The organism is Lysobacterales bacterium, assembly GCA_016703225.1.
In the GTDB taxonomy this organism is placed as follows: Bacteria; Pseudomonadota; Gammaproteobacteria; order Xanthomonadales; family Ahniellaceae; genus JADKHK01.
This window is the reverse complement of record JADJCM010000001.1, coordinates 1,300,089-1,318,924: the sequence shown is the minus strand read 5'-3', so window position 1 is coordinate 1,318,924 and position 18,836 is coordinate 1,300,089. Positions and strand designations below refer to the sequence as shown.

General features: G+C 67.7%; 16 protein-coding genes and 2 pseudogenes. 4 read left to right on the top strand and 14 right to left on the bottom strand.

Going from position 1 to position 18,836, the window contains the following annotated elements:
• Positions 1 to 53 precede the first annotated feature (53 nt).
• From rpmG to IPG63_05665, 10 genes and pseudogenes are all read right to left on the bottom strand, one after another.
• Entirely contained in the window at positions 54 to 218 is a 165-nt protein-coding gene (rpmG, locus tag IPG63_05710) for a 50S ribosomal protein L33 (protein ID MBK6726747.1), read from the bottom strand.
• Between the two features lie 13 nt (positions 219 to 231).
• Positions 232 to 468, bottom strand: coding sequence for a 50S ribosomal protein L28 (gene rpmB, locus IPG63_05705; protein ID MBK6726746.1), 237 nt, complete (start codon positions 466 to 468; stop codon positions 232 to 234).
• A 193-nt stretch (positions 469 to 661) separates the two neighbouring features.
• Positions 662 to 1,051: a type II toxin-antitoxin system death-on-curing family toxin gene (locus IPG63_05700; protein MBK6726745.1), complete on the bottom strand. Its 390-nt coding sequence runs from the start codon at positions 1,049 to 1,051 to the stop codon at positions 662 to 664.
• 2 nt (positions 1,052 to 1,053) lie between these two features.
• Positions 1,054 to 1,284, bottom strand: coding sequence for an AbrB/MazE/SpoVT family DNA-binding domain-containing protein (locus IPG63_05695; GenBank protein ID MBK6726744.1), 231 nt, complete (start codon positions 1,282 to 1,284; stop codon positions 1,054 to 1,056).
• A 34-nt stretch (positions 1,285 to 1,318) separates the two neighbouring features.
• Positions 1,319 to 1,627 carry a YkgJ family cysteine cluster protein gene (locus tag IPG63_05690; protein ID MBK6726743.1) on the bottom strand — a complete coding sequence of 103 codons (309 nt, stop codon included), beginning with the start codon at positions 1,625 to 1,627 and terminating at the stop codon, positions 1,319 to 1,321.
• A gap of 4 nt (positions 1,628 to 1,631) precedes the next feature.
• Positions 1,632 to 1,970 carry a DUF952 domain-containing protein gene (locus IPG63_05685; GenBank protein MBK6726742.1) on the bottom strand — a complete coding sequence of 113 codons (339 nt, stop codon included), beginning with the start codon at positions 1,968 to 1,970 and terminating at the stop codon, positions 1,632 to 1,634.
• Positions 1,967 to 2,832, bottom strand: a pseudogene (aroE, locus tag IPG63_05680) (shikimate dehydrogenase). The gene IPG63_05685 and the pseudogene aroE overlap by 4 nt, the downstream one beginning before the upstream one ends.
• A 62-nt stretch (positions 2,833 to 2,894) precedes the next feature.
• A complete protein-coding gene (locus IPG63_05675; GenBank protein MBK6726741.1) occupies positions 2,895 to 4,634 on the bottom strand; it encodes a diguanylate cyclase in 1,740 nt (579 codons plus the stop codon).
• 49 nt (positions 4,635 to 4,683) lie between these two features.
• Positions 4,684 to 6,729 carry a M3 family metallopeptidase gene (locus tag IPG63_05670; GenBank protein MBK6726740.1) on the bottom strand — a complete coding sequence of 682 codons (2,046 nt, stop codon included), beginning with the start codon at positions 6,727 to 6,729 and terminating at the stop codon, positions 4,684 to 4,686.
• A gap of 5 nt (positions 6,730 to 6,734) precedes the next feature.
• Positions 6,735 to 7,454, bottom strand: coding sequence for a phosphoribosyltransferase (locus IPG63_05665; GenBank protein ID MBK6726739.1), 720 nt, complete (start codon positions 7,452 to 7,454; stop codon positions 6,735 to 6,737).
• A 163-nt stretch (positions 7,455 to 7,617) separates the two neighbouring features.
• Between IPG63_05665 and IPG63_05660 the strand changes: the two genes are divergently transcribed.
• Positions 7,618 to 9,372: a patatin-like phospholipase family protein gene (locus IPG63_05660; GenBank protein MBK6726738.1), complete on the top strand. Its 1,755-nt coding sequence runs from the start codon at positions 7,618 to 7,620 to the stop codon at positions 9,370 to 9,372.
• Here the strand turns inward: IPG63_05660 and IPG63_05655 are convergent, their stop codons facing one another.
• Together IPG63_05655 and IPG63_05650 are read right to left on the bottom strand one after the other, a co-directional pair.
• Complete coding sequence (locus IPG63_05655) at positions 9,373 to 10,716, bottom strand: M28 family peptidase (protein ID MBK6726737.1); 1,344 nt, start codon at positions 10,714 to 10,716, stop codon at positions 9,373 to 9,375.
• Between the two features lie 22 nt (positions 10,717 to 10,738).
• Positions 10,739 to 12,085: a Zn-dependent exopeptidase M28 gene (locus tag IPG63_05650; protein ID MBK6726736.1), complete on the bottom strand. Its 1,347-nt coding sequence runs from the start codon at positions 12,083 to 12,085 to the stop codon at positions 10,739 to 10,741.
• A 107-nt stretch (positions 12,086 to 12,192) separates the two neighbouring features.
• On the opposite strand from IPG63_05650, the gene IPG63_05645 reads away from it, so the two are divergent.
• The 3 genes and pseudogenes from IPG63_05645 to IPG63_05635 all read left to right on the top strand — a co-directional run bounded on the left by IPG63_05645 (position 12,193) and on the right by IPG63_05635 (position 13,504).
• Positions 12,193 to 12,825, top strand: a complete 633-nt coding sequence (locus tag IPG63_05645; GenBank protein MBK6726735.1) for a class I SAM-dependent methyltransferase — start codon at positions 12,193 to 12,195, stop codon at positions 12,823 to 12,825.
• A 74-nt stretch (positions 12,826 to 12,899) separates the two neighbouring features.
• Positions 12,900 to 13,004 (top strand): annotated as a pseudogene (locus IPG63_05640) (DUF1778 domain-containing protein).
• Entirely contained in the window at positions 13,001 to 13,504 is a 504-nt protein-coding gene (locus IPG63_05635; protein MBK6726734.1) for a GNAT family N-acetyltransferase, read from the top strand. The pseudogene IPG63_05640 and the gene IPG63_05635 overlap by 4 nt, the downstream one beginning before the upstream one ends.
• A 104-nt stretch (positions 13,505 to 13,608) precedes the next feature.
• Here the strand turns inward: IPG63_05635 and IPG63_05630 are convergent, their stop codons facing one another.
• Positions 13,609 to 15,864, bottom strand: coding sequence for a S9 family peptidase (locus IPG63_05630; protein ID MBK6726733.1), 2,256 nt, complete (start codon positions 15,862 to 15,864; stop codon positions 13,609 to 13,611).
• Positions 15,865 to 16,025: 161 nt separating this feature from the next.
• Positions 16,026 to 18,779 carry a protein kinase gene (locus tag IPG63_05625; protein ID MBK6726732.1) on the bottom strand — a complete coding sequence of 918 codons (2,754 nt, stop codon included), beginning with the start codon at positions 18,777 to 18,779 and terminating at the stop codon, positions 16,026 to 16,028.
• Between the last annotated feature and the right edge of the window lie 57 nt (positions 18,780 to 18,836).

The window sequence follows — 18,836 nt, the reverse complement described above, 5'->3', positions numbered from 1 at the left end:
GACTGGGGCGGGTTTTGTCGATCAAAGTGAGGATCGCGCCGCACGCGGCGCTCTTACTTGATCTTGGCTTCCTTGTAGGCCACGTGCTTGCGCACGACCGGGTCGTACTTGCTCATTTCGAGCTTTTCCGGCTTGGTCTTCTTGTTCTTGTCGGTGGTGTAGAAGTGACCGGTACCTGCGGTCGAAATCATGCGGATCTTGTCGCGCTTCGATGCCATGGTTCAGTTCTCCTCAAACCTTTTCGCCGCGTGCGCGCAGGTCAGCGAGCACGGCGTCGATGCCGTTCTTGTCGATGGTGCGCAGCGCATTGGTCGAGACCTTGAGCTTCACCCAGCGGTTTTCCGAAGCGACCCAGAAGCGGCGCTCGTGCAGATTCGGCAACCAGCGACGACGGGTTCTGTTGTTCGCGTGGGAAACGTTGTTTCCGGTAAGCACGCCCTTACCGGTGACTTGGCAAACCTTCGCCATTGCACACCTCGATTTACGGCATCACGCCTGTAGCCCAGACGATATCGGCCCCGATGCTGAGAAGCAGTCGCACGGATTCGGGAAAGGATGGTGTTGCCAGGCGGCCCCGTGCGGCACGCCTGCCGGGGATGCCGGCACCAAAGGGGCGGGCTTTATACCGGAGCGGCCCGGCAAAGACAAGTTGGACAAGGGCTTAGCGACTGGCGGCGGTCGCGTGCTGGCGCAGCCAGGCGGCGAAGCCGTCCTGGTCGATGTCGCCGGCGGCGAGCTGCAGCATGGCAAGCAGCGACTGTTCGTCGGTCGCGAGCAGCCGTTGTCCGTGAAGCCGAACGAAGCCCTCGGCCAAGAGGAAGGCCGTGCGCTTGTTGCCATCGACGAAGGGATGGTTGCGCGCAATTCCGAATGCGTAAGCCGCCGCCAGACCGAACAGGTCGGGGTCGCCGTAGGCAGCCAATTGCTGCGGCCTGGCAAGAGCCGAGTCGAGCAGCCCGGAGTCCCTCAAGCCCGCCGCACCGCCATGTTCGACGAGCTGTTCGTCGTGCGCCAAGATGACCAGTTCGCGCGAAAACCAACGCCAGTTCATCGTCACTTGGCCAGCTCTCGCAGCAGGTTGCGGCGATCTCGCATGACCTCGCGCAAGGTTTCCATCTGGCCGGCTGCATCCCCGTCGTATGGCGTCAGCGTGACGCCTTTCGGCGTGCGCGTGACGAACAGTTTGTCGCCCTGCTTCACGTTCAGCAGTTCCAGCAGTTCCTTGGGCAGCAGCACGCCGCTGGAATTGCCGATGGCGCGGATGGTGAGGGCTTCGATGGCCATGGCGGGCTCCGGTTATAACTTTCGTGGCCACACGCTAGCACACCGCTGCTCCGGGTGCAGCGCCGCCGGTCGAGGTCGCCCGCTCCAATGCATCGAGATGCGCCAGCGCTGCGGCGCGTCCGTCGCCGCACATTTCCGGCTGCGGGCGCAGGCTGCTGCAGACCGGCGGCCTCTCTGGGCGCCCGAACAAGGCGCAGCGCAGGTCGGGCAACAGGTTTGCGCAGGGAGTGCCCGCGGGCTTGCCGTGCGGGTGGCCGGGCATCGGCGTCGAGATCGAGGGCGCGGAGCAGCAGGCGGCGCAAGCGGTGCGGCACTGCCAACCGCCGCGACCATCGGGTCGCAGCGGTTCATCCACCGTATTGGGCGTCGGTCGGATCGAACAGTTCGACCGCGATTACCGCCGTCATCGGGATCGGGCCATGGACGTGCGGATATTCGTCGCGACTGGCATCGCTCCACTCGTAGCGCAGCCAGGGTTCCAGTCGCGTGGCGTCGAGGGTGAGGCGCACGAGGTCGCTGCGACCCTGCAGGTGGCGGCGGATCACGCCCGGGATCTGCGCGCGCGTGGCGCAGTGGATGAAGCCCTCGCTTGCCAGCGAGGGCGCCCGGTATTCCTCGTGCACCTGTGCGTCCGCCCAATCGCGGCGGGCCGCGAAGTGGAACAGGATCGACGGGCGCTCGTTCACGCGGTGGCGTCCTGCTGCAGCTGCCGATAGACCGGCTCGGTGTCGGGGCGGTCGCCATGCCAGAGCTCGAAAGCCGCTGCGGCCTGCTCGACCAGCATGCCAATGCCATCCAGCGCATATGCGCACCCTGCCGCCCGCGCCCAGGCCAGGAACGCGGTCGCGGCCTTGCCGTAGCTGAGGTCGTAGGCGAGCGTGCGCGGGTTGGCGATGGTGAAGGGCAGGTCCAGCGCCTGGCCGTACTGGCCGGCGCTGGTGGCATTGATCACCGCGTCGAAGTCGCCGGCGCGACGCAGGTCGTCGAGGTACCAGGTCTGCACCCGCGCCGGGTCGCCGATCCAGTCGCACAACTGGTCCGCACGCTGCGGATCGCGATTGCTGAGGGTGACCTTGCTGACCCCGGCGTCGAGCAGCGCCGGCAGCACGCCCTGGGCGGCTCCGCCGGCGCCGACCATCAGCACGCGCCGCCCACGCAGGTCGATGCGGTGGCGTTCGCCCAGGTCGCGGATCAGTCCCTCGCCATCGGTGTTGTCGGCGAACCAGTGGTCGCCATGCCAGGCCAGCGTGTTCGCCACGCCGAGCCGCTTGGCGCGTGCGCTGCAGGCCTTGGCCAGCGCGAACGCCTCGGCCTTCAGCGGCAGCGTGACGCTGGCGCCGACGCCGCCTCGCCAACGAAACGCGACAGCGCCGCGGCCAGCGTTCCGGGCGCGGCATCGATGGCGTCATAGCGCAGCGCGATTCCGAGCTGGTGCGCGAACGCGCGATGGATCAGCGGCGATTTCGAGTGCGCCACCGGATGTCCGAACACCGCGTAGCGGGCGAGGGAGACGTTCAGGTCATCGACAAGTTGCGGTGCTTCGAACATGGAGTCCTCCGGCGGGTCGATGGATCAAGCATAGTCCGGGACGCCGCCGCCGCGAAGCCGGCTCAGCCATCGGCAACGCGCCAGGTGTCGCGACCGGCGGCCTTGGCCGCGTACAGCGCCTCATCAGCACGGTGAAGCCAGGCGTCGGCCTCTTCGCCAGCATCTTCGCAGAAGGCGATGCCGATGCTGGTGCCGACGGCGATCTCGAAGCCGTTCCATGACACCGGCGGCTGCATCGCCGCGACCACGGTCTCGGCGACATGGGTCGCGTTGGCGATGGCGGCCACGTCTTCGAGCAGGATCACGAACTCGTCGCCAGCCAAACGCGCAACGGTATCGGTGGCACGCACCGCAGTCTTCAGCCGGCGCGAGAACTCGACCAGCACCGCGTCGCCACCGGCATGTCCATGGCGGTCATTGATCGCCTTGAACTTGTCGATATCCAGGTACAGCAGCGCGCGCGCACCGCCGTGACGGCGCGCGCGCGCTGCCGAGGCGGCAATCTCCTCGTACAAGCGATAGCGGTTGATCAGGCCGGTGAGCGCGTCGTGCTCCGCCATCTGCCGCAGCCGATCCTCGGCCTGCTTCAGCTCGGTCTGGTCGAGGATCAGCCCGAACACGCCCACGACGCTGCCGTCGTCGTCGCGCTTGGGCACATAGGTGCCACGCAGGAATCGCGCGCCGCCGGCACTCGGCAAGACCAGCTCGAAGTTGCTGCGCTCGCCGGCCAGGGCCCGCTCGAGGTGCGGCCGCACCTGCGCGTAGACCGCATCGCCATGCACCTCGCGCACGCTGTGGTCGGTGATCATCGCCAGCGGCTTGCCAAGTGCGCGCTCGTACTCGGCGCTGTTGAAGCGATAGACGTGATCACGGTCGATGATCGAAATGGCCCCGGGCAGGTTGTCGGCGATCAGCTGCAGCCGTCGCTCGGCGCGACGTGCGGCGAGCTCGGCTTCGCGTTGCTCGCTGACGTCGAAGCTCAGTGCGAACACGCCGCGCACACGGCCCTGGTCGTCCCGGTCCGGCAGATAGTGGTTGTGATAGTGCACGAGCCGGCCACCGAGTCGTTCGCTGCCCTCGAAGTCGACATCCTCCCCGGCCTGCGCACGCCGCAGTTGCGACTCGATGCGCGCGTACAAGCCGGGTCCGCAGACCTTTCGAAAGGTCCAACCCAGCACGCGTGCGGCCTCGCCGCCGGCGCGGCGGCCGAGCTCTGCGTTGGCAAAGCGCACGCGTTCCTCGTGGTCCAGGTACAGGATCAGCGCTGGCATCGCGTCGGTGATGCGGACGATGAACTGCTGCTGGCGCAAGGCCTGCACGCGCGCCGCGAACAGGCGCTCGACCACCTGCGCCAGTTGCTGCAGAGAGCGCCGCTGCGCCTCGTCCAGCTGCCGCGGTTCACGATCGATGACGCACAGCGCACCGAGCGCCAGGCCCTCGCCGGTGCGAAGCGGCACGCCGGCGTAGAAGCGAATGAGCGGCTCGCCGAGCACCAGCCGGTTGTCGCGGAACCGCTCATCGGCGCAGGCGTCACCGATCTCCATCGCTTCCGGACGCAGGATGGTATGGGCGCAGAACGCATCCTCGCGCGGGGTTTCGCTGACGTCGAGCCCGACGCTGGCCTTGAACCACTGGCGGTCGCGGTCGATCAGGCTGATTGCTGCGATCGGCACGCCGCAGATGGTGGCGGCCAGCGTCACGATCGCGTCGAATACCGCCTCGTGCTCGCTGTCGAGCAAGCCGGTCGCGACCAGCGCCGCCAAGCGCTCGGCTTCGTTTTCGGCGATCGCTGCTGCGGCCATGCCTGCCCCTGCTGCCCACCGCTAGCCTACGCCCACCGGGCGCTGCGCGTCACGCCGCGAGACCGTAGCTGCGCAGTAGCGCCGCCGGATCGGGTTCGCGGCCGCGGAATGCGACGAAACTCTGCAGCGCCGGGCGCGCGCCGCCGACTGCGAGCACTTCGTCGCGGAAGGCGCGGCCGGTGTCGGGGTTGAGGATGCCCTCGGCCTCGAAGCGCGCGAACGCATCCGCCGACAGCACTTCAGCCCACAGGTAGCTGTAATAGCCCGCACCATAGCCGCCGGCAAACACGTGGGTGAAGCTGTTGGCGAAACGTTGCCACGGTGGTGGCTGCAGCACCGCCACCTCGGCGCGTACTGCGGCCAACGTCTCCAGCACGCGCCCGCCGCGGGCAGGGTCGTAGTCGAGGTGCAGGCGGAAATCGAACAGCGCGAACTCGAGCTGGCGCACCAGGAACAGGCCGGCCTGGAAGTGCCGCGCCGCGAGCATGCGCTGGAACAGGGAGTCCGGCAGCGCCTCGCCACTGCGCCAGTGCGCGGCGACCAGATCCAGCGTTTCGCGGTGCCAGCCGAAGTTCTCCAGGAACTGGCTCGGCAGCTCGACCGCGTCCCATTCCACGCCTTCGATGCCGGCGAGGCTCGGGTAGTCGATCTCGGTCAGCAGATGGTGCAGGCCGTGGCCGAACTCGTGGAACAGGGTGAGCACATCGTCGTGCGTGAGCAGGCTCGGCAGCTCCGCGCTCGGCGGCGCGAAGTTGCAGGTCAGGAATGCCATTGGACGCTGCAGTTCGCCGATGCGCTTGCGCGAGCGTGCCACATCCATCCAGGCGCCGCCGCGCTTGCCACTGCGCGCAAACAGATCGAGGAAGACCACGGCGAAGGCTTCGCCGTGGGCGTCGATCAAGTCGAAACAACGGGCGTCGCGATGCCACAAGTCGACGCCGCTGCGCTCCACCAGCCGCACGCCAAACACGCGCTCGGTCAGCGCGTACAGACCGGCCATGACCCGCTCCAGCGGGAAGTACGGTTTGAGTTCCTCCTCGCTCAACGCATAGCGCTCGATGCGCAGCTTCTCGCTGGCGTAGGCCAGATCCCAGGGCTGCAGCGTCTCGATGCCGAGGCGCGCGCGCGCGAACGCCGCCAGCTCGGCGATCTCGCGCTCGGCCACCGGCTTGGCGCGTTCGGCGAGCTGCTGGAGGAAGTGCAGTACGCGCTTCGGGGTCTCGGCCATCTTGGTCGCCAGCGATTCCTCGGCGGCGTTGCCAAAGCCGAGCAACTGCGCTGCCTCGTGGCGCAAGGCCAGAATGCGCTCGATGCGCTCACCGTTGTCGAAGCGGCCGGCATATGGCCCCTGGTCGGAAGCGCGCGTCTGGTAGGCGGTGTAGACAAGCTCGCGCAGCGCGCGGTCGTCGGCGTGCAGCATCAGCGCCTGGTAGACCGGCGCCTGCAGGGTGATGCGCAAGTCCGGGACGCCTGCCTCCTGCGCCGCCTGGCGCAGCAAGGCCAGCGCCGAGTCGGGCAGGCCGGCGAGGCGAACGTCGCCCGCGGGCAAGTCCAGCGTCCAGGCTTCGGTCGCATCCAGCACCGCTTGCTCGAACTCGGTCGCGAGTCGCGACAACGCGGTCTCGATCGTGCGGTGGCGCCGCTGCTGCTGCGCGGGCAAGTCGACACCGGCGAGGCGGAAATCGAGCAGGGCATCCTCGACCAGCTTGCGCGCGGGCGCAGGCAGTTGCTCGAAGTCGTCGCGCGCGCGGATCGCCCGTACCGCCGCGCACAGCCCCGCGTGCTGGCCGATCTCGCTGCCGAAATCGGTCAGCAGCTCGATCGCCTCGCCATACACGGCGCGCAATTCGGGCGTATCGCACACGCCGTGCAAGTGTCCGACCGGCGCGAAACAGCGATTGAGCGCGTCCTCGCATTCCTCCCAATCCAGCATCAACGCGTCGAAGCGATGCGGCCCGGCGTCGGCGACCAGCGCCTCGATGCGCTCGCGGTAGCGCGCTATCCGCGTCCGTACCGCCGGCAACACATGCTCGGGGCTGATCGCGGAATAGGCGACGAACTCGTCGTCGCGCAGCAGCGGGTTGCAAGCGGTCATGGTTCTCACCGGGCAAGACGACCCGGCCCCGCGCGGGGCGGGGCCGGAGAGTCGTCTACTTCATCGACGCGAATGCCCTTCGAGCGTAGGCGCCTGCGTCTTTCTTCTGCTGCCTTAGCTGCGCGACCTCGGATTTCTTCAGCCGATCGGAAACCAATGAGGTAGCCGGCTTCCTCTGCTGTGAGTGCGTTCGGCTCGATGCCGAACTGCTGGCGGACTTCATCTCCAAACCTCTTCTCGATTTCACGCAGGATCCTAGCCTTGCACAGAAGGCTACCAGAGCGAGATGCATCGACCAACGTGACTACGCCAATGACGTTGCCGCCATTCGTCTGGATGTACGAAGCCAGGTCGGCAATGGTGCCGCCGAGGGTCATGACGTCGTCGACGATCACGTACCGCCCGTCTGGTACCACTTCACCCTCGAACTCTGCCGGGGCGATCAATCGCTCCATGGCGTCGGCTCCGGTGTGAAAGACGCGATTGACCTGCACGATTTCGTCGTCAAGCAGCGCCTGACAGTGTTCGGCCAGATAGGCCGACAGGACGATCGGGATCGCGTTGTCGCCCGTGGATTCCTTCGCGTGTGGTGCAACAAAGATCGTGCTCGGGTCGAACGACCCCATGCTCGATCGCAACGGTGCGGCGAGATCGCCGACCAGCCGGATTGCCGCATGGAGATCTCCCGCTTTCGCCAGAACGTAGTCTGAGTGCGCCTTGAGCATCCGATCTTCCCGAAAGATCGCCCGCACGGCGGAGATCGACGCCGGTACTCCCCGGCTCCGATAGCGCACACTCGATCTGGAAGTCATTGCTTCACCCAGCAAGGTCCATCCGCTGCCGCGATAGGATAGCCGCTGCTCCCGCCGCTTGGCGTAGCATTCCGCCATGAGCCTTGACCCGCGCGAGCAACGCCGATTCGTCGAACTGTTCGGCCAGGTGCCGTGGTTTGCGACCTTGCCAGTGCAGGCGCGCGAGTTGCTGGCGGCGGGGTGCAGTTGGCGCAGCGTCGCCGGTGGCGAGGCGCTGTTCTTCGAGGGTGAGGCCTCGGACGCGGTGTACCTGCTGGTCAACGGTAGCCTCGCCGCGTTTCAGCGAGATGGCCGCGGCATCAGCCACGCGGTCGGGCAGATCATGGCCGGGGAGTCGGTGGGTGAACTCGGTGTACTGATCTCGCGGCCGCGCTCGGCGACGGTGCGAGCGCTGCGCGATTCGGAGCTGATCCGGCTGCCGGCGGCGCATCTGGAGTTGCTCGCCGAGGGCTTTCCGCAGGCGCTGCTCGGGCTGGCGCGACTGGCGTTGCGGCGCCAGGGCGAATTGCAGCCGCACGGCGCGGCACCGCGCACACTGGCTTTGTTGCCGCATTCGCCGGGGGTGGTCCTGGCCGGTTTCGCCGCGATGCTCGCGCAGGAGTTGCTGCGCTTCGGGTCGGTGCGCGTGTTGCGCGCCGAGGATGCCGGGCACGACGCCGGGCATTATCACGCGATCGAACACGCCTCGCGCTTCGTCTTGTACGTCGGCGACGGCATGAACTCCGAGTGGCGCGACCAGTGCCGGCGCCAGGCCGACGCGTTGTTGTTCGTGGTGCGCGCCGACGAGTCTCCCACGCTCGATGCAGTGTGGCCGGATGCGACCGACGAAGCCGTCGAGCGGCGTCAGTTCCTGGTGATCGAGCACGATGGTCCCGCGCGTCCGGGCGCCGCGCGTCGCTGGCATGCCTTCTGTCCGCGCGCGGCGATCCACCACCTGCGCCACCAGCCCGATTGCGCGCGCCTGGCCCGAACCATCGGCGGCCAGAGCCTGGCGCTGGTGCTGTCCGGCGGCGGCGCGCGCGGCTTCGCGCACATCGGCGTGGTCAAGGCGCTGCGCGAGGCGGGCATGGAGATCGACAGCATCGGTGGCACCTCGATCGGGGCGGTGATCGGCGCCGGCGTTGCCGCGGAGTGGTCGATCGAAGAGATGACCGAGCGTTTCCGCCACGCCTTCTACGACACCAATCCGCTGTCCGACTACACCTTGCCGCTGGTCTCGATCGTGTCCGGGCGCAAAGTCGCGCGACTGTTGCGCGAAACCTACGGCGAACTCGAGATCGAGGACCTGCCGCTGCCGTTCTTCTGCGTCTCGGCGAACCTCACGCGCGGCGAGGCGCATGTCCATCGCGAAGGACTGCTGTGGCAGGCGGTGCGCGCTTCGGTGGCGATCCCGGGTCTGCTGCCGCCGGTGTTCCGCGCCGGCCAGGTGTTCGTCGATGGCGGCGTGGTCAACAACCTGCCGGTCGATCTGATGCGACTCACCCATCGCGGTGAAGTGATCGCGGTCGACATCGGCGGCGACCACGCGCTCGCTGCCGGCGACGACGAGTACCAGCTGCCACCGGCCTGGAAACTGTGGATGGAAGATCGTGCCGGCTACAAGCGCCCGCGCCTGCGCGAGATCCTCTTGCGCGCCGGCATGATCAACTCCGGCGCGCAGACCGCGAGTGCGCGCGCGCAGTCGACGCTATTGATCCAGCCGCCGCTGGCCGACATCGGGTTGCTCGAGTGGCAGAGCTACTTCCACGCCATCGACCGCGGCTACCAGCACACGCTGCGCATCGTCGGCGGCCCGAAAGACGCGCTCGCCGACGAAACCCCGGTGTTCTGATCAGTCCTCGAAGCTGTTGCCGAACAAGCCGTTGCTGCTGTAACCCGCGGCCTCGGTCAGCACCGCCGCATTCATCTTCAGCACGCCGCCGCCCATGTCGAGCGCGTGGCTGATGGTGGCCGGAAGGTCGTTGGTGCGGTGGTAGCCCGGGTAGTCGTCGTAGTCGTATTCGATCACCAGCAGCGAGGGCACGCTGCGGTTGATGAAGGGCATGTGGTCGGAGCCGAACGGATTGGTCGAAGTGTGCGGCACCAGCTCGCTGGCGTAGTCGGCGACCGCGCTCTGGAATGGCGGGAACACCGAGGACAACGCCGACGAGGTCTCCAGCAACACGTCGAGCTGGCTGTCGGTCGAGTAGCCGATCATGTCCATGATCAGCGCCAGCTTGATCTTTGGCAGGTGACCGCCGGGAAGCAGCGCGTCCTCGACCCAGCGCGTGCTGCCGATCAGGCCCTGCTCCTCGCCGGAAAAACAGGTGAACAGCATCGAGCGCTGCGGCGGAAAGCGCGTGAACACCTCGGCCATCTCGACCACGGCGGCGCAGCCGGAAGCGTTGTCCTCGGCTCCGGGTGCGGCGGTAGCGCTCGCGGCATTCGACTGGATCGAGTCGTAGTGCGCGCCGACGATGATCCACTCATCGGGCCACGTGGTGCCGGTGAGGGTGCCGATCACATTGACCTGCGGCACCACCGTGCCCGACATCGTGAACGCATGTGTGGAAGTCTGCAGCCGGAGGCTAACGAACTTGCCGAGCAGCCACTCGCGGGCGTTGGCGATGTCGGCATGGCGACTGGAGCGGTCGTAGGTCGCCAGATGTTCAAGCACGCCGAACCAGCGCTCTCGGTCGACCTCATCGACGCGCTGCTGTACCTCCGGATTCGCCGCACGCTTGGCCAGCGCGAGGCTGCCGCGCGATCGCCAGTCCTGGGCGATGCTGCGGTTCGGCACCACCGGTCGCCACTCCGAGATTTCCGGCAGGCGATACGGCAGCAGCGTCGCCGGTGCGCGCACCAGGGTGTAGCGCCCGGCGCGCGCGATCGCCGGCAGCGGTGCGCTCGGATGGATGGTGCAACCACGCGCCTGCAACGCCAGCTCGTCGGGCTGGATCCAGCCGAGCTCGTCGAGCACGCGTCGGCCCGCGATCAACTCGGGCAATACCGTCGCGGGAGCAGCCACCAGCAGTCGATCATCGAGCTCCAGCCACCAGCCGCCACGCGCTTCGATCTGCGTCGTGTAGGCATCCAGCTCGAACTGCGGCGTGGCATCGAGCGCAACGATGGCGGCCGGCATCGGCAGCGCCGTGGTCAGGCCCATCTGCAGGCCGAGGGTCAGGGCCGAAAGCATCAGTGCCGTACCGTGGCCGGGTTCACTCGAATCCGTCGCGCAGGATCGGTGCCTCGAAACCGGCGGCATCGGCCAGCACCGCGATATTCATCTTCAAGATTCCGCCGCCCATTTCCAGCGCGCGGGTGATGTTGGCGGGCAGGTCGGTGGTCTGGTGGTAATGCGCGTAGGCATTCCAGTCGTTCTCGATGGTCAGCAGCGCGGGCACCGAGCGGCTGATGAAGGGCATGTGGTCGGAGCAGCAGGGGCTGGTGTCCTGCACCAGTCGCAACTGCGGGGTGTAGGTCGCGGCCATGTTCAGGAACGGGGTGAATACCGGCGACAGTGCCGCCGAGCTTTCCAGCAGCACATCGAGATCGCTGTCGCCGGAGTAGCCGATCATGTCCATGATCACCGCCAGATCGACCTTGGCCAGGTCACCGCTGGTCTGCAGCGACTGCGCGTAGGCACTGCCGCCGTGCAGGCCCTGCTCCTCGCCGGCGAAGCAGACGAAGATCATGGTCCGCTGCGGCGGGAACTGGGTGAACACGCGCGCGGCTTCGAGCACACCGGCGCAACCCGAAGCATTGTCCTCGGCGCCCGGCGTTTGCGTCGGCACCGAAATCGACCCCTGGCGCGAGTCGTAGTGACCGCCGACCACGATCCACTCGTTGGGATACAGCGAACCGGTGCGCCGCGCGATCACGTTGTCGACGTGGAAGCTGGTGCTGCCGACCTGAAAGTCCTGCGTCGTGACCTGCAGGCCGAGCGCCGAGAACTCGCCGATCAGCCAGTCGCGGGCCTGGTCGATGCCGGGGTTGGGTTGCGCGCCGTAGGAGGAGCGATCGAAACTGGCCAGACTCGACAGCGCCGCGAACCAGCGATCGGGATCGACCGCATCGACGCGCAACTGGATTTCCGGGTCGGCCACACCCTTGGCCATCGCCATCAGACCGCGTGCTTTCAGGTCCTTGGTGATGCTGCGGTTCGGCACCACCGGGCGCCACTCGGACACTTCCGGAGACTTGTACGGCAGCCACGTGGCGGGCGTGCGCACCAGGGCGAAGCGGCCGGTGTCGGCGATCGCCGGCAGCTGCGGGCCTTCCTCGACGCCGCAGGCGCGCGTCTGCAGCGCCAAATCGTCCGGGCGCAACCAACCCAAGTCCTGCTCGACCTTCAGCCCGGCGAGCAAGTCCGGCAGCCGCGTCGGCGGCGCCACGACCAGCAGGCGGTTCTCCATCTCCAGCCACCAACCGCCGTCCTGCTCGATCTGGCGGGTGTAGCGGTCGAGCTCGAATTGCGAATGCTGCCCGATCGAGACCAGCGCCGCCGGCATCGGCGTCGCGGTGGTCAGGCCCATCTGCAGGCCCAAGGCGAGGGCGGGGAGCATCGACATCCTCCGGAGCGGGCGGCAAGTCTATCAGTCTGTGAATGGGCCACTGTGAGCGAGTGCGCAGGCGCCGTTATCCTCGCGCTTCAACGACAGCGAGGACGAGGATGGGCGACGCCACGCATTGGCAGCAGGTGTACACGACCAAGGCCAGCGACGTGGTCAGCTGGTTTCGGCCGCATCTGGACCGTTCGCTCGAGTTCATCGACGCAATCGCGCTCGCACCCGACGCGCCCATCCTGGATGTCGGCGCGGGTACATCGACCCTGGTCGACGACTTGCTCGCGCGCGGTCTGCGTGATGTGACGGTGAACGACCTCGCGGACGCGGCGCTCGATCACAGTCGCGCGCGGATCGCGTCGCTGACGCCGCAACTGCAGCACGCCGTGCGCTTCCTGCCCGGCGACATCACCACGCTGGCGTTGCCCACCGCGTGCTACGCGCTCTGGCACGACCGCGCCGTGTTCCATTTCCTGACCGATCCCGCGCAGCGCCGCGCCTATGTCGCGCAAGCCGCGCGCAGCCTGCGTCCGGGCGGGCACCTGCTGATCGCCACCTTCGCCCTCGACGGCCCCGAACGCTGCAGCGGCCTGCCGGTCTGCCGCTACGACGCCGCCGCGCTCGCCGCCGAATTCGCCCCGCACTTCCGCCCTGTCGCCGACGCCCGCGAACAACACCCGACGCCGTTCGGCACGACGCAGTCGTTTCAGTACGTGTTGCTGCGCGGCGATCTCTCGTAGGGGCAACCCCCCGTGGTTGCCCTGCTGGACCTGATCGCACCGCTGTACCTGTACGGCAATCGGCCGTACATTGCGCCGATCAGGAACGCTTCGCCAAGGCCCTGCTCGCGCCCGCGGCGCCCACCGCCGCGATGAAGCGCGCCTTCGCCCGACGCCGCAAGCTCGTGTCCCCGACTTGAATACCGGTTCGCTCCGCGTCCGTCGGCTCGATGCAGGCCACGACCGCACGCAATTCACGTGTGGTGTGACCGCGCCGGATCGCTACTTCCACGAACAGGTCACCCAGGACGAACGCCGCCGCGTCACCGTCTGCTTCGTAGCGGTGGACCGGGAGGATGCGGTGCTTGGCTACTACACGCTGGCGTCCGCAAGTGTCGCTCTGGGCGACTTGCCGCCCCGGCTTGCGGGCAAGCTGCCGCGCTATCCGACGGTGCCGGTCGTGCGCCTGGGTCGACTCGCGATCGCACGCGATGCGCAGGGCGGCGGCCTCGGCGGCGCGCTGCTCGCCGACGCGCTGGTGCGGGTTGCCCAGTCTGAGATCGGCGCCTACGCGATGGTGGTCGATGCGAAAGACGAGCAGGCCGTCGCGTTCTATCGACACCACGGTTTCCTGCCACTCGCATCGTCGCCACTGCAACTGTTCCTGCCGCTGGCGTCAGTGGCCAAGCTCGTTCGCTGAGACCGGCGGGACCTGCACGGCCGCTGCGGTATCGCTCTTCCCCTCTCCCTCGATGGGAGAGGGGCGGGGGAGAGGGTGATTCGGAGCGATGTCGCGGGCCGCCCCTACTTCAGCTTTCGCTCGAAGAAGTCGACGACGGCGTTGTTGGCGTGCTTCTTCATCCACGGTGCGGCGATGCCGTGCTTGCCGCCGGGATAGGTCATCAGCTCGAAGGCCTTGCCGCGTTGCTGCAGCGCGCTCATCAGCTTGGTGCTGTTGGTGAACAGCACGTTGTCGTCGGCCATGCCGTGGATCAACAGCAGGTCGGAGCGCATGCCATCAACGTGCGCGAACACGCTGCTTTGGGCGTAGCCATCGGGGTTGTCCTTGGGGTGGTCCATGTAGCGCTCGGTGTAGTGCGTGTCGTACAGCGCCCAATCCGTGACCGGCGCACCGGCGACCACTGCAGCGAAATCGTCGCTGGCCTGGCCAAGCACCTGCAAAGCCATGTAGCCGCCGTAGCTCCAACCGTAGAAGCCGATCTTGTCGCCCGCCACCCACGGCTGCGCGCGCAGCCACTTCACGCCCTCGCGCTGATCGACCACTTCGACCGAGCCCATGTGCCGAAACAGCGCCTCTTCGAAAGCCTTGCCGCGGCGATACATGCCGCGGTTGTCGAGCTGGAACACGACGAAGCCCTTGCGCGTGAGCACCTGGATGAATGGATCGCTCCAGCTCTGCGTGACCATCTGCCCGTGCGGACCACCGTAGATGTGCACGACCACCGGGTACTTGTGCGCGGCGTCGAAACCGGCTGGTTTGAACACGCGGTAGAGCAGCTTCTGGCCTTCGGCACCAGTGATCTCGCCAAACTCGGGCAGCGAGTGCTCGGCCGCATACGGCCAGTACGGGTGGCCTTCCTTGAGTTCGTTGGCTTCCAGCACCGCGAGTTCCACACCGGCGGCGTCGAACAGGCGCACGCGCGGCGGCGTGGCCGGATCAGAGTGGGTGGCGACGAACACGTTCGCCTGCTTCGGGAAGCTGGCGTTGTGCATCCCGGCCTCGTGCGTCAACTGCGCCACTTCCTTCACCGGCAGCGACAGCGGCGTCATGTACACCTGCTTCTGCGTCGGATCGGGTCCGCCGGAGGCGAAGAACAGGCGGTCGCCGTGCTCGTCGATGGCGAGCAGGTTGTCCACCACCCAGGCTTCCGGCGTCAGCGCATGCTTCAGTACACCGTCGCGACCATGCAGGTAGAGGCGCTTGAAACCGTCGCGTTCGCTTGCCCAGACGAAGTCGCCGCTGTCGAGGAACTGCAGATCGTCGTGCAGGTTGACCCAGGTCTGGCTGCTCTCGCTGAGCAGGGTCGAGATCGCCTGGTCGCGGGCCGACCAGGCGCGCAGCTCGAGTGTGCGCTGGTTGCGTGATTGCACCTGGAAGCTGAGCGCGCTGCTGTCGGCAAACCATTCGGCGCGGGCCAGATAGATGTCGTGGTCTTCGCCCAGATCGACCCAGCGGATCTTCGCCGCTGCCGGCAACAGCGCCGACCCGGCGCCGGTGTTCGCGACTTCGGCGGGCGCGGCATCGGCAATGCGGATCACGCCAAGCTGGATCGCCGCGTTCGGTTGACCCGCGGCCGGATAGCGCTGCTCGACGACGCTGGTGTCCTCGGCGTTGATCTCGAAGCGACGCTGCACCGGCACCGGGGTTTCGTCGACGCGCGCGAACGCGATCATCGAATCATCCGGCGCCCACCAGTAGCCCTCGAAGCGGCCCATCTCTTCTTGCGCGATGAACTCGGCGACGCCGTTGCTCACCAACCCGCCGCCATCGCGCGTGAGCTGGATCGAGCGATCGGTCTTGAGTTCGATCAACCACAGGTTCTGGTTGCGCACGAAGCTCACGAAGCCGCCCTTCGGCGACACCCGGGCGTCGGTCGCGAAACCGAGTTCCTTGTGCGTCAGCTTGCGCACCCGATTCGCCTGCTGGGTCTCGTCCGCCTTCAGGTCGTACAGGAACAGTTCGCCGTTCAACGGGAACAGCAGCTTCGCCCCATCGGGCGAGAAACCGTATTCGATGATGCCCTTGAGGCTCGCGGTACGCGCACGTTCGCGCTTGGCCTTCTCCGCGTCCGAGAGCTGCTCGTCCTCGGGCAGCAGCACCTTGGAATCGACCAGCATGCGCGTCTCTTTCGAGGCGATGTCGTATTCCCACAGATCGAGCTGGTACTGGTCGGTCTCCTTGCCGCGCAGGAAGGTCACGCGCGTGCCGTCGGGCGAGACCTTGAGGCTCATCGGTGTCTTGCCGGCCAGCGAAGGCGCGTCGTAGATGCGCTCGACCGTCAGCTCTTCGGCGTGCAGGTTCGTCATCGGCCACACCATCGCACAGGCCATCGCGGCCGCGGTGAATACGCTACGCATCGGATCGCTCCCAGGAGTCGGCGTGTTCTAGCACCGAGGCCGTGATCGCGGAAGCGAAGCCGTGACGAACAGGGCGGCCGCTGTTCCGGGCCGCCCATGGGCGAGGCTCGGCGCAACAAGCATCAGTCCAGCCCCGGCCAGATCTGCAGCACCTTCTGCCGCTCGCCGTCGAGTGCGTCCTCGCGCTGCGCCCAGATCAACTCGAAACGCGGGTCGGCGCGCAGCTGCTTCGCGATCGGCAGGTCGCGGCCGCTGGGCGACACGACGCCGTCCTGCCAGCACATCGGCGAGATCGTGGCGAGTGCCAGCAGGCGCCGCATGCCGGATTCATGATCGCCAGCCAGGATCGCGGAGACCATGGCGACCGCGCCCAGCTCCGGAAAATGGCGATCGGGTACCGTCGCCAGAGCCTTCGCCGCGGCGGCGAATCGTTGGTCGAGTCGCTCCGGCTGTTCGGCCCGCAGTTGGTGCGACTGCACCGCCAACACGGCAATGCGGCTGGCGCCTGGCTTCAGTGCCAGCGCATCCTCGCTGTCGCCGAGCCACGCGCGCGCTCCGGCCGCCTCGATCCAGCGCAGGAACATCGCCTGATCGCCCTGGGCCAGCGACTCCTGCGCGGCAAGAATTGCGACCGTGGCATCCACAGGCCCCGGGGGCGGCGCTGCGAGGCGCCCGGCCAGCACCGCATCGATCACGCCGATGGTTGCGGCTGCTTCAGGCTGTTGCTCGCGCCACTGCCGCAGTTCCGCGGCCGCGGCACGCGCGAACCCGAGCAGATGCAACGCCTCTGCACGAAGCCGCCGGCAGCCGCCCAGCGCGTGGCGCGGGCCGTCGCAGCCCTGGGTGCGCTGCAGGGCTTCGGCAACACGGCCGGACGCGAACAGCCAGCCCGGCAAGTGTTCGCCGATTGCCGAGTCCGGGTGTTGTTCGGCCAGGCGGACCAGACCGATCACGGCTTCCTCGGCGCGTCCGCCTTCGGCGATCGCGACCAGCTTCGCGAACTGCGTCGTGGCATCGCGTGGTTCGATCGCGATGGCGCGGTCTGCATAGGCCTCGGCGCGATCGAACTCGAACAGGTTGCGTGCGGCGTGGGCCGCATACACCGCAGCCGTGGCGTCGTTCGGAGCGTGCTTCATCACTTCGTCGTGCAAGCGAAGCGCCTCGCGATAGTGCGTCAGGCGTTGGTCGAAGTCGCCACGCGACTGCGCCAGCACCGCGCCGACCTGGATCGTTTCGACCGCGCCGGGGAAGCGCTCGGCGAGTTGGGTCGCGATTCGCTGCTGCTGCGCCACGCCGTCGGCGAAGTCGATCTGGCCACGCCGCATCAACCCTGCGAGCACCGTGACCAGACGCTGGTAAGCGTCGGCTCCGACATTGCGCGTCGCGATCAGGTCCGCAAGCGTGTCCTGCGCCAACAGCAACTGCTCGCTGCGGTAGCTGCGCGAGCGCCCGATCGCTTCCAGATAGCGCTCGCGGTCGGCTTCCGGCAGGCGCGCCAGCGTGGGCGGCGGGCGCGCACCGATGCTGACCGACAATTGATCGGCGACCGCGAGCGCGATCTCGTGCTGGATCGCGAACGCATCCTTGAGCTCGCGCTCGAAGGTCTGCGACCAGCGGGTGCTGCCGTCCTCCGCGCGGATCAGGTTCGCGCTGATGCGCAACTGGTTGCCGGCGCGACGGATCGAGCCCTCGAGCAGATGCGCGACGCCAAGCGCCTGCGCGATTTCGCGCAGGTCGGCGCCCTTGTCCTTCCATGCAAAAGACGAAGTGCGACCGGTCACTTTCAGGTCAGGCATGCTGGCCAGGCTCGACAGGATTTCCTCGGACAAGCCGTCGGCGAAGAACGCATCATCAGCCTGCGCCGACAAGACCCGGAAGGGCAGGACCGCGATCGACGGCTGCGGCTCGGCAACGACACCGTTGGCTGCAGCGCGCGGCGCTTCCGGGGCTGCACCCAGCGTCACCGGACGACGCAATCCTGCCCACCCGGCCAGCGCCGCTGCGACCAGCCACAACAATGCTGCCGCGCCTCGCCATCGCCGCCTGCGCACCGGCGGCGCTGCCAGCACCCGGGTCGACGTTGGCGGTGTCGCGCTGGCGTGCGCCTCGCCACCGAGCGCGGCCACGAGCGACCGCGCGTCGGCATAGCGCGCCGCCGGGTCGACCGCGAGCAACCGGTCGAGCAGCGGCTGCCAGTCGGCCAGCGCCGCCGGCAGGCGCGGTCGCGGTGCATTCATGTGCTGCAGGCCGATCGCCCAGCCGTCGGCACCGGTGAACGGCGGCCTGCCGGTCAGCAGTTCGTGGGCGACGATGCCGAGCGAGTACAGGTCGGCGCGACCGTCGATCGATTCGCCGCGCCATTGCTCGGGGCTCATGTAACTCGGCGTGCCGATCGCCGCTTCCGGCGCGGTCAGCGCGCGCGTCGACTGGCTGCTGCGGGCGATGCCGAAATCGCTCAGCAGGAAGCTGCCGTCTTCGCGGATCAGGATGTTGTCGGGCTTGAGGTCGCGATGCACGATGCCGCGTTCATGCGCATACGCGAGCGCGAGCGCGATCTCGAGCAGGCACCGCCGGATCAGCAACGGATCGCCGCCGCGCAGCGTCGCGGCACTGCCGCCGGCCACGTACTCCATCGCCAGATACAGGTGCTCGCCGCTGCGGCCGGCGTCGAACACGGCGATCAGGTGGCGATGGCGAAAGGCCCCGGTGATGCGCGCCTCGCGCAGGAATCGCTCGGCGAAGTCGGCATCGGCCGCAAGCGCCGGGTTCAACACCTTCAGCGCCACCTCGCGTCCGAGCGACTGCTGCTCGGCGAGGTAGACCGTGGCCATGCCGCCACGGCCCAGTTCGCGGATGATGCGGTAGCCGGAGATCATGCGCTCGCGCCCAGCACTCGGGGCTCAAGCATAGCCGGCGGCGCCAATCACGCCTCA

Excerpts from the sequence above, each read along its gene's own strand:
- rpmG (MBK6726747.1), bottom strand. The coding sequence starts at position 218 with ATGGCATCGAAGCGCGACAAGATCCGCATGATTTCGACCGCAGGTACC.
- rpmB (MBK6726746.1), bottom strand. The coding sequence starts at position 468 with ATGGCGAAGGTTTGCCAAGTCACCGGTAAGGGCGTGCTTACCGGAAAC.
- IPG63_05700 (MBK6726745.1), bottom strand. The coding sequence starts at position 1,051 with ATGAACTGGCGTTGGTTTTCGCGCGAACTGGTCATCTTGGCGCACGAC.
- IPG63_05695 (MBK6726744.1), bottom strand. The coding sequence starts at position 1,284 with ATGGCCATCGAAGCCCTCACCATCCGCGCCATCGGCAATTCCAGCGGC.
- IPG63_05675 (MBK6726741.1), bottom strand. The coding sequence starts at position 4,634 with ATGGCCGCAGCAGCGATCGCCGAAAACGAAGCCGAGCGCTTGGCGGCG.
- IPG63_05670 (MBK6726740.1), bottom strand. The coding sequence starts at position 6,729 with ATGACCGCTTGCAACCCGCTGCTGCGCGACGACGAGTTCGTCGCCTAT.
- IPG63_05665 (MBK6726739.1), bottom strand. The coding sequence starts at position 7,454 with ATGCTCAAGGCGCACTCAGACTACGTTCTGGCGAAAGCGGGAGATCTC.
- IPG63_05660 (MBK6726738.1), top strand. The coding sequence starts at position 7,618 with ATGAGCCTTGACCCGCGCGAGCAACGCCGATTCGTCGAACTGTTCGGC.
- IPG63_05655 (MBK6726737.1), bottom strand. The coding sequence starts at position 10,716 with ATGCTTTCGGCCCTGACCCTCGGCCTGCAGATGGGCCTGACCACGGCG.
- IPG63_05650 (MBK6726736.1), bottom strand. The coding sequence starts at position 12,085 with ATGCTCCCCGCCCTCGCCTTGGGCCTGCAGATGGGCCTGACCACCGCG.
- IPG63_05645 (MBK6726735.1), top strand. The coding sequence starts at position 12,193 with ATGGGCGACGCCACGCATTGGCAGCAGGTGTACACGACCAAGGCCAGC.
- IPG63_05630 (MBK6726733.1), bottom strand. The coding sequence starts at position 15,864 with ATGGTGTGGCCGATGACGAACCTGCACGCCGAAGAGCTGACGGTCGAG.
- IPG63_05625 (MBK6726732.1), bottom strand. The coding sequence starts at position 18,779 with ATGATCTCCGGCTACCGCATCATCCGCGAACTGGGCCGTGGCGGCATG.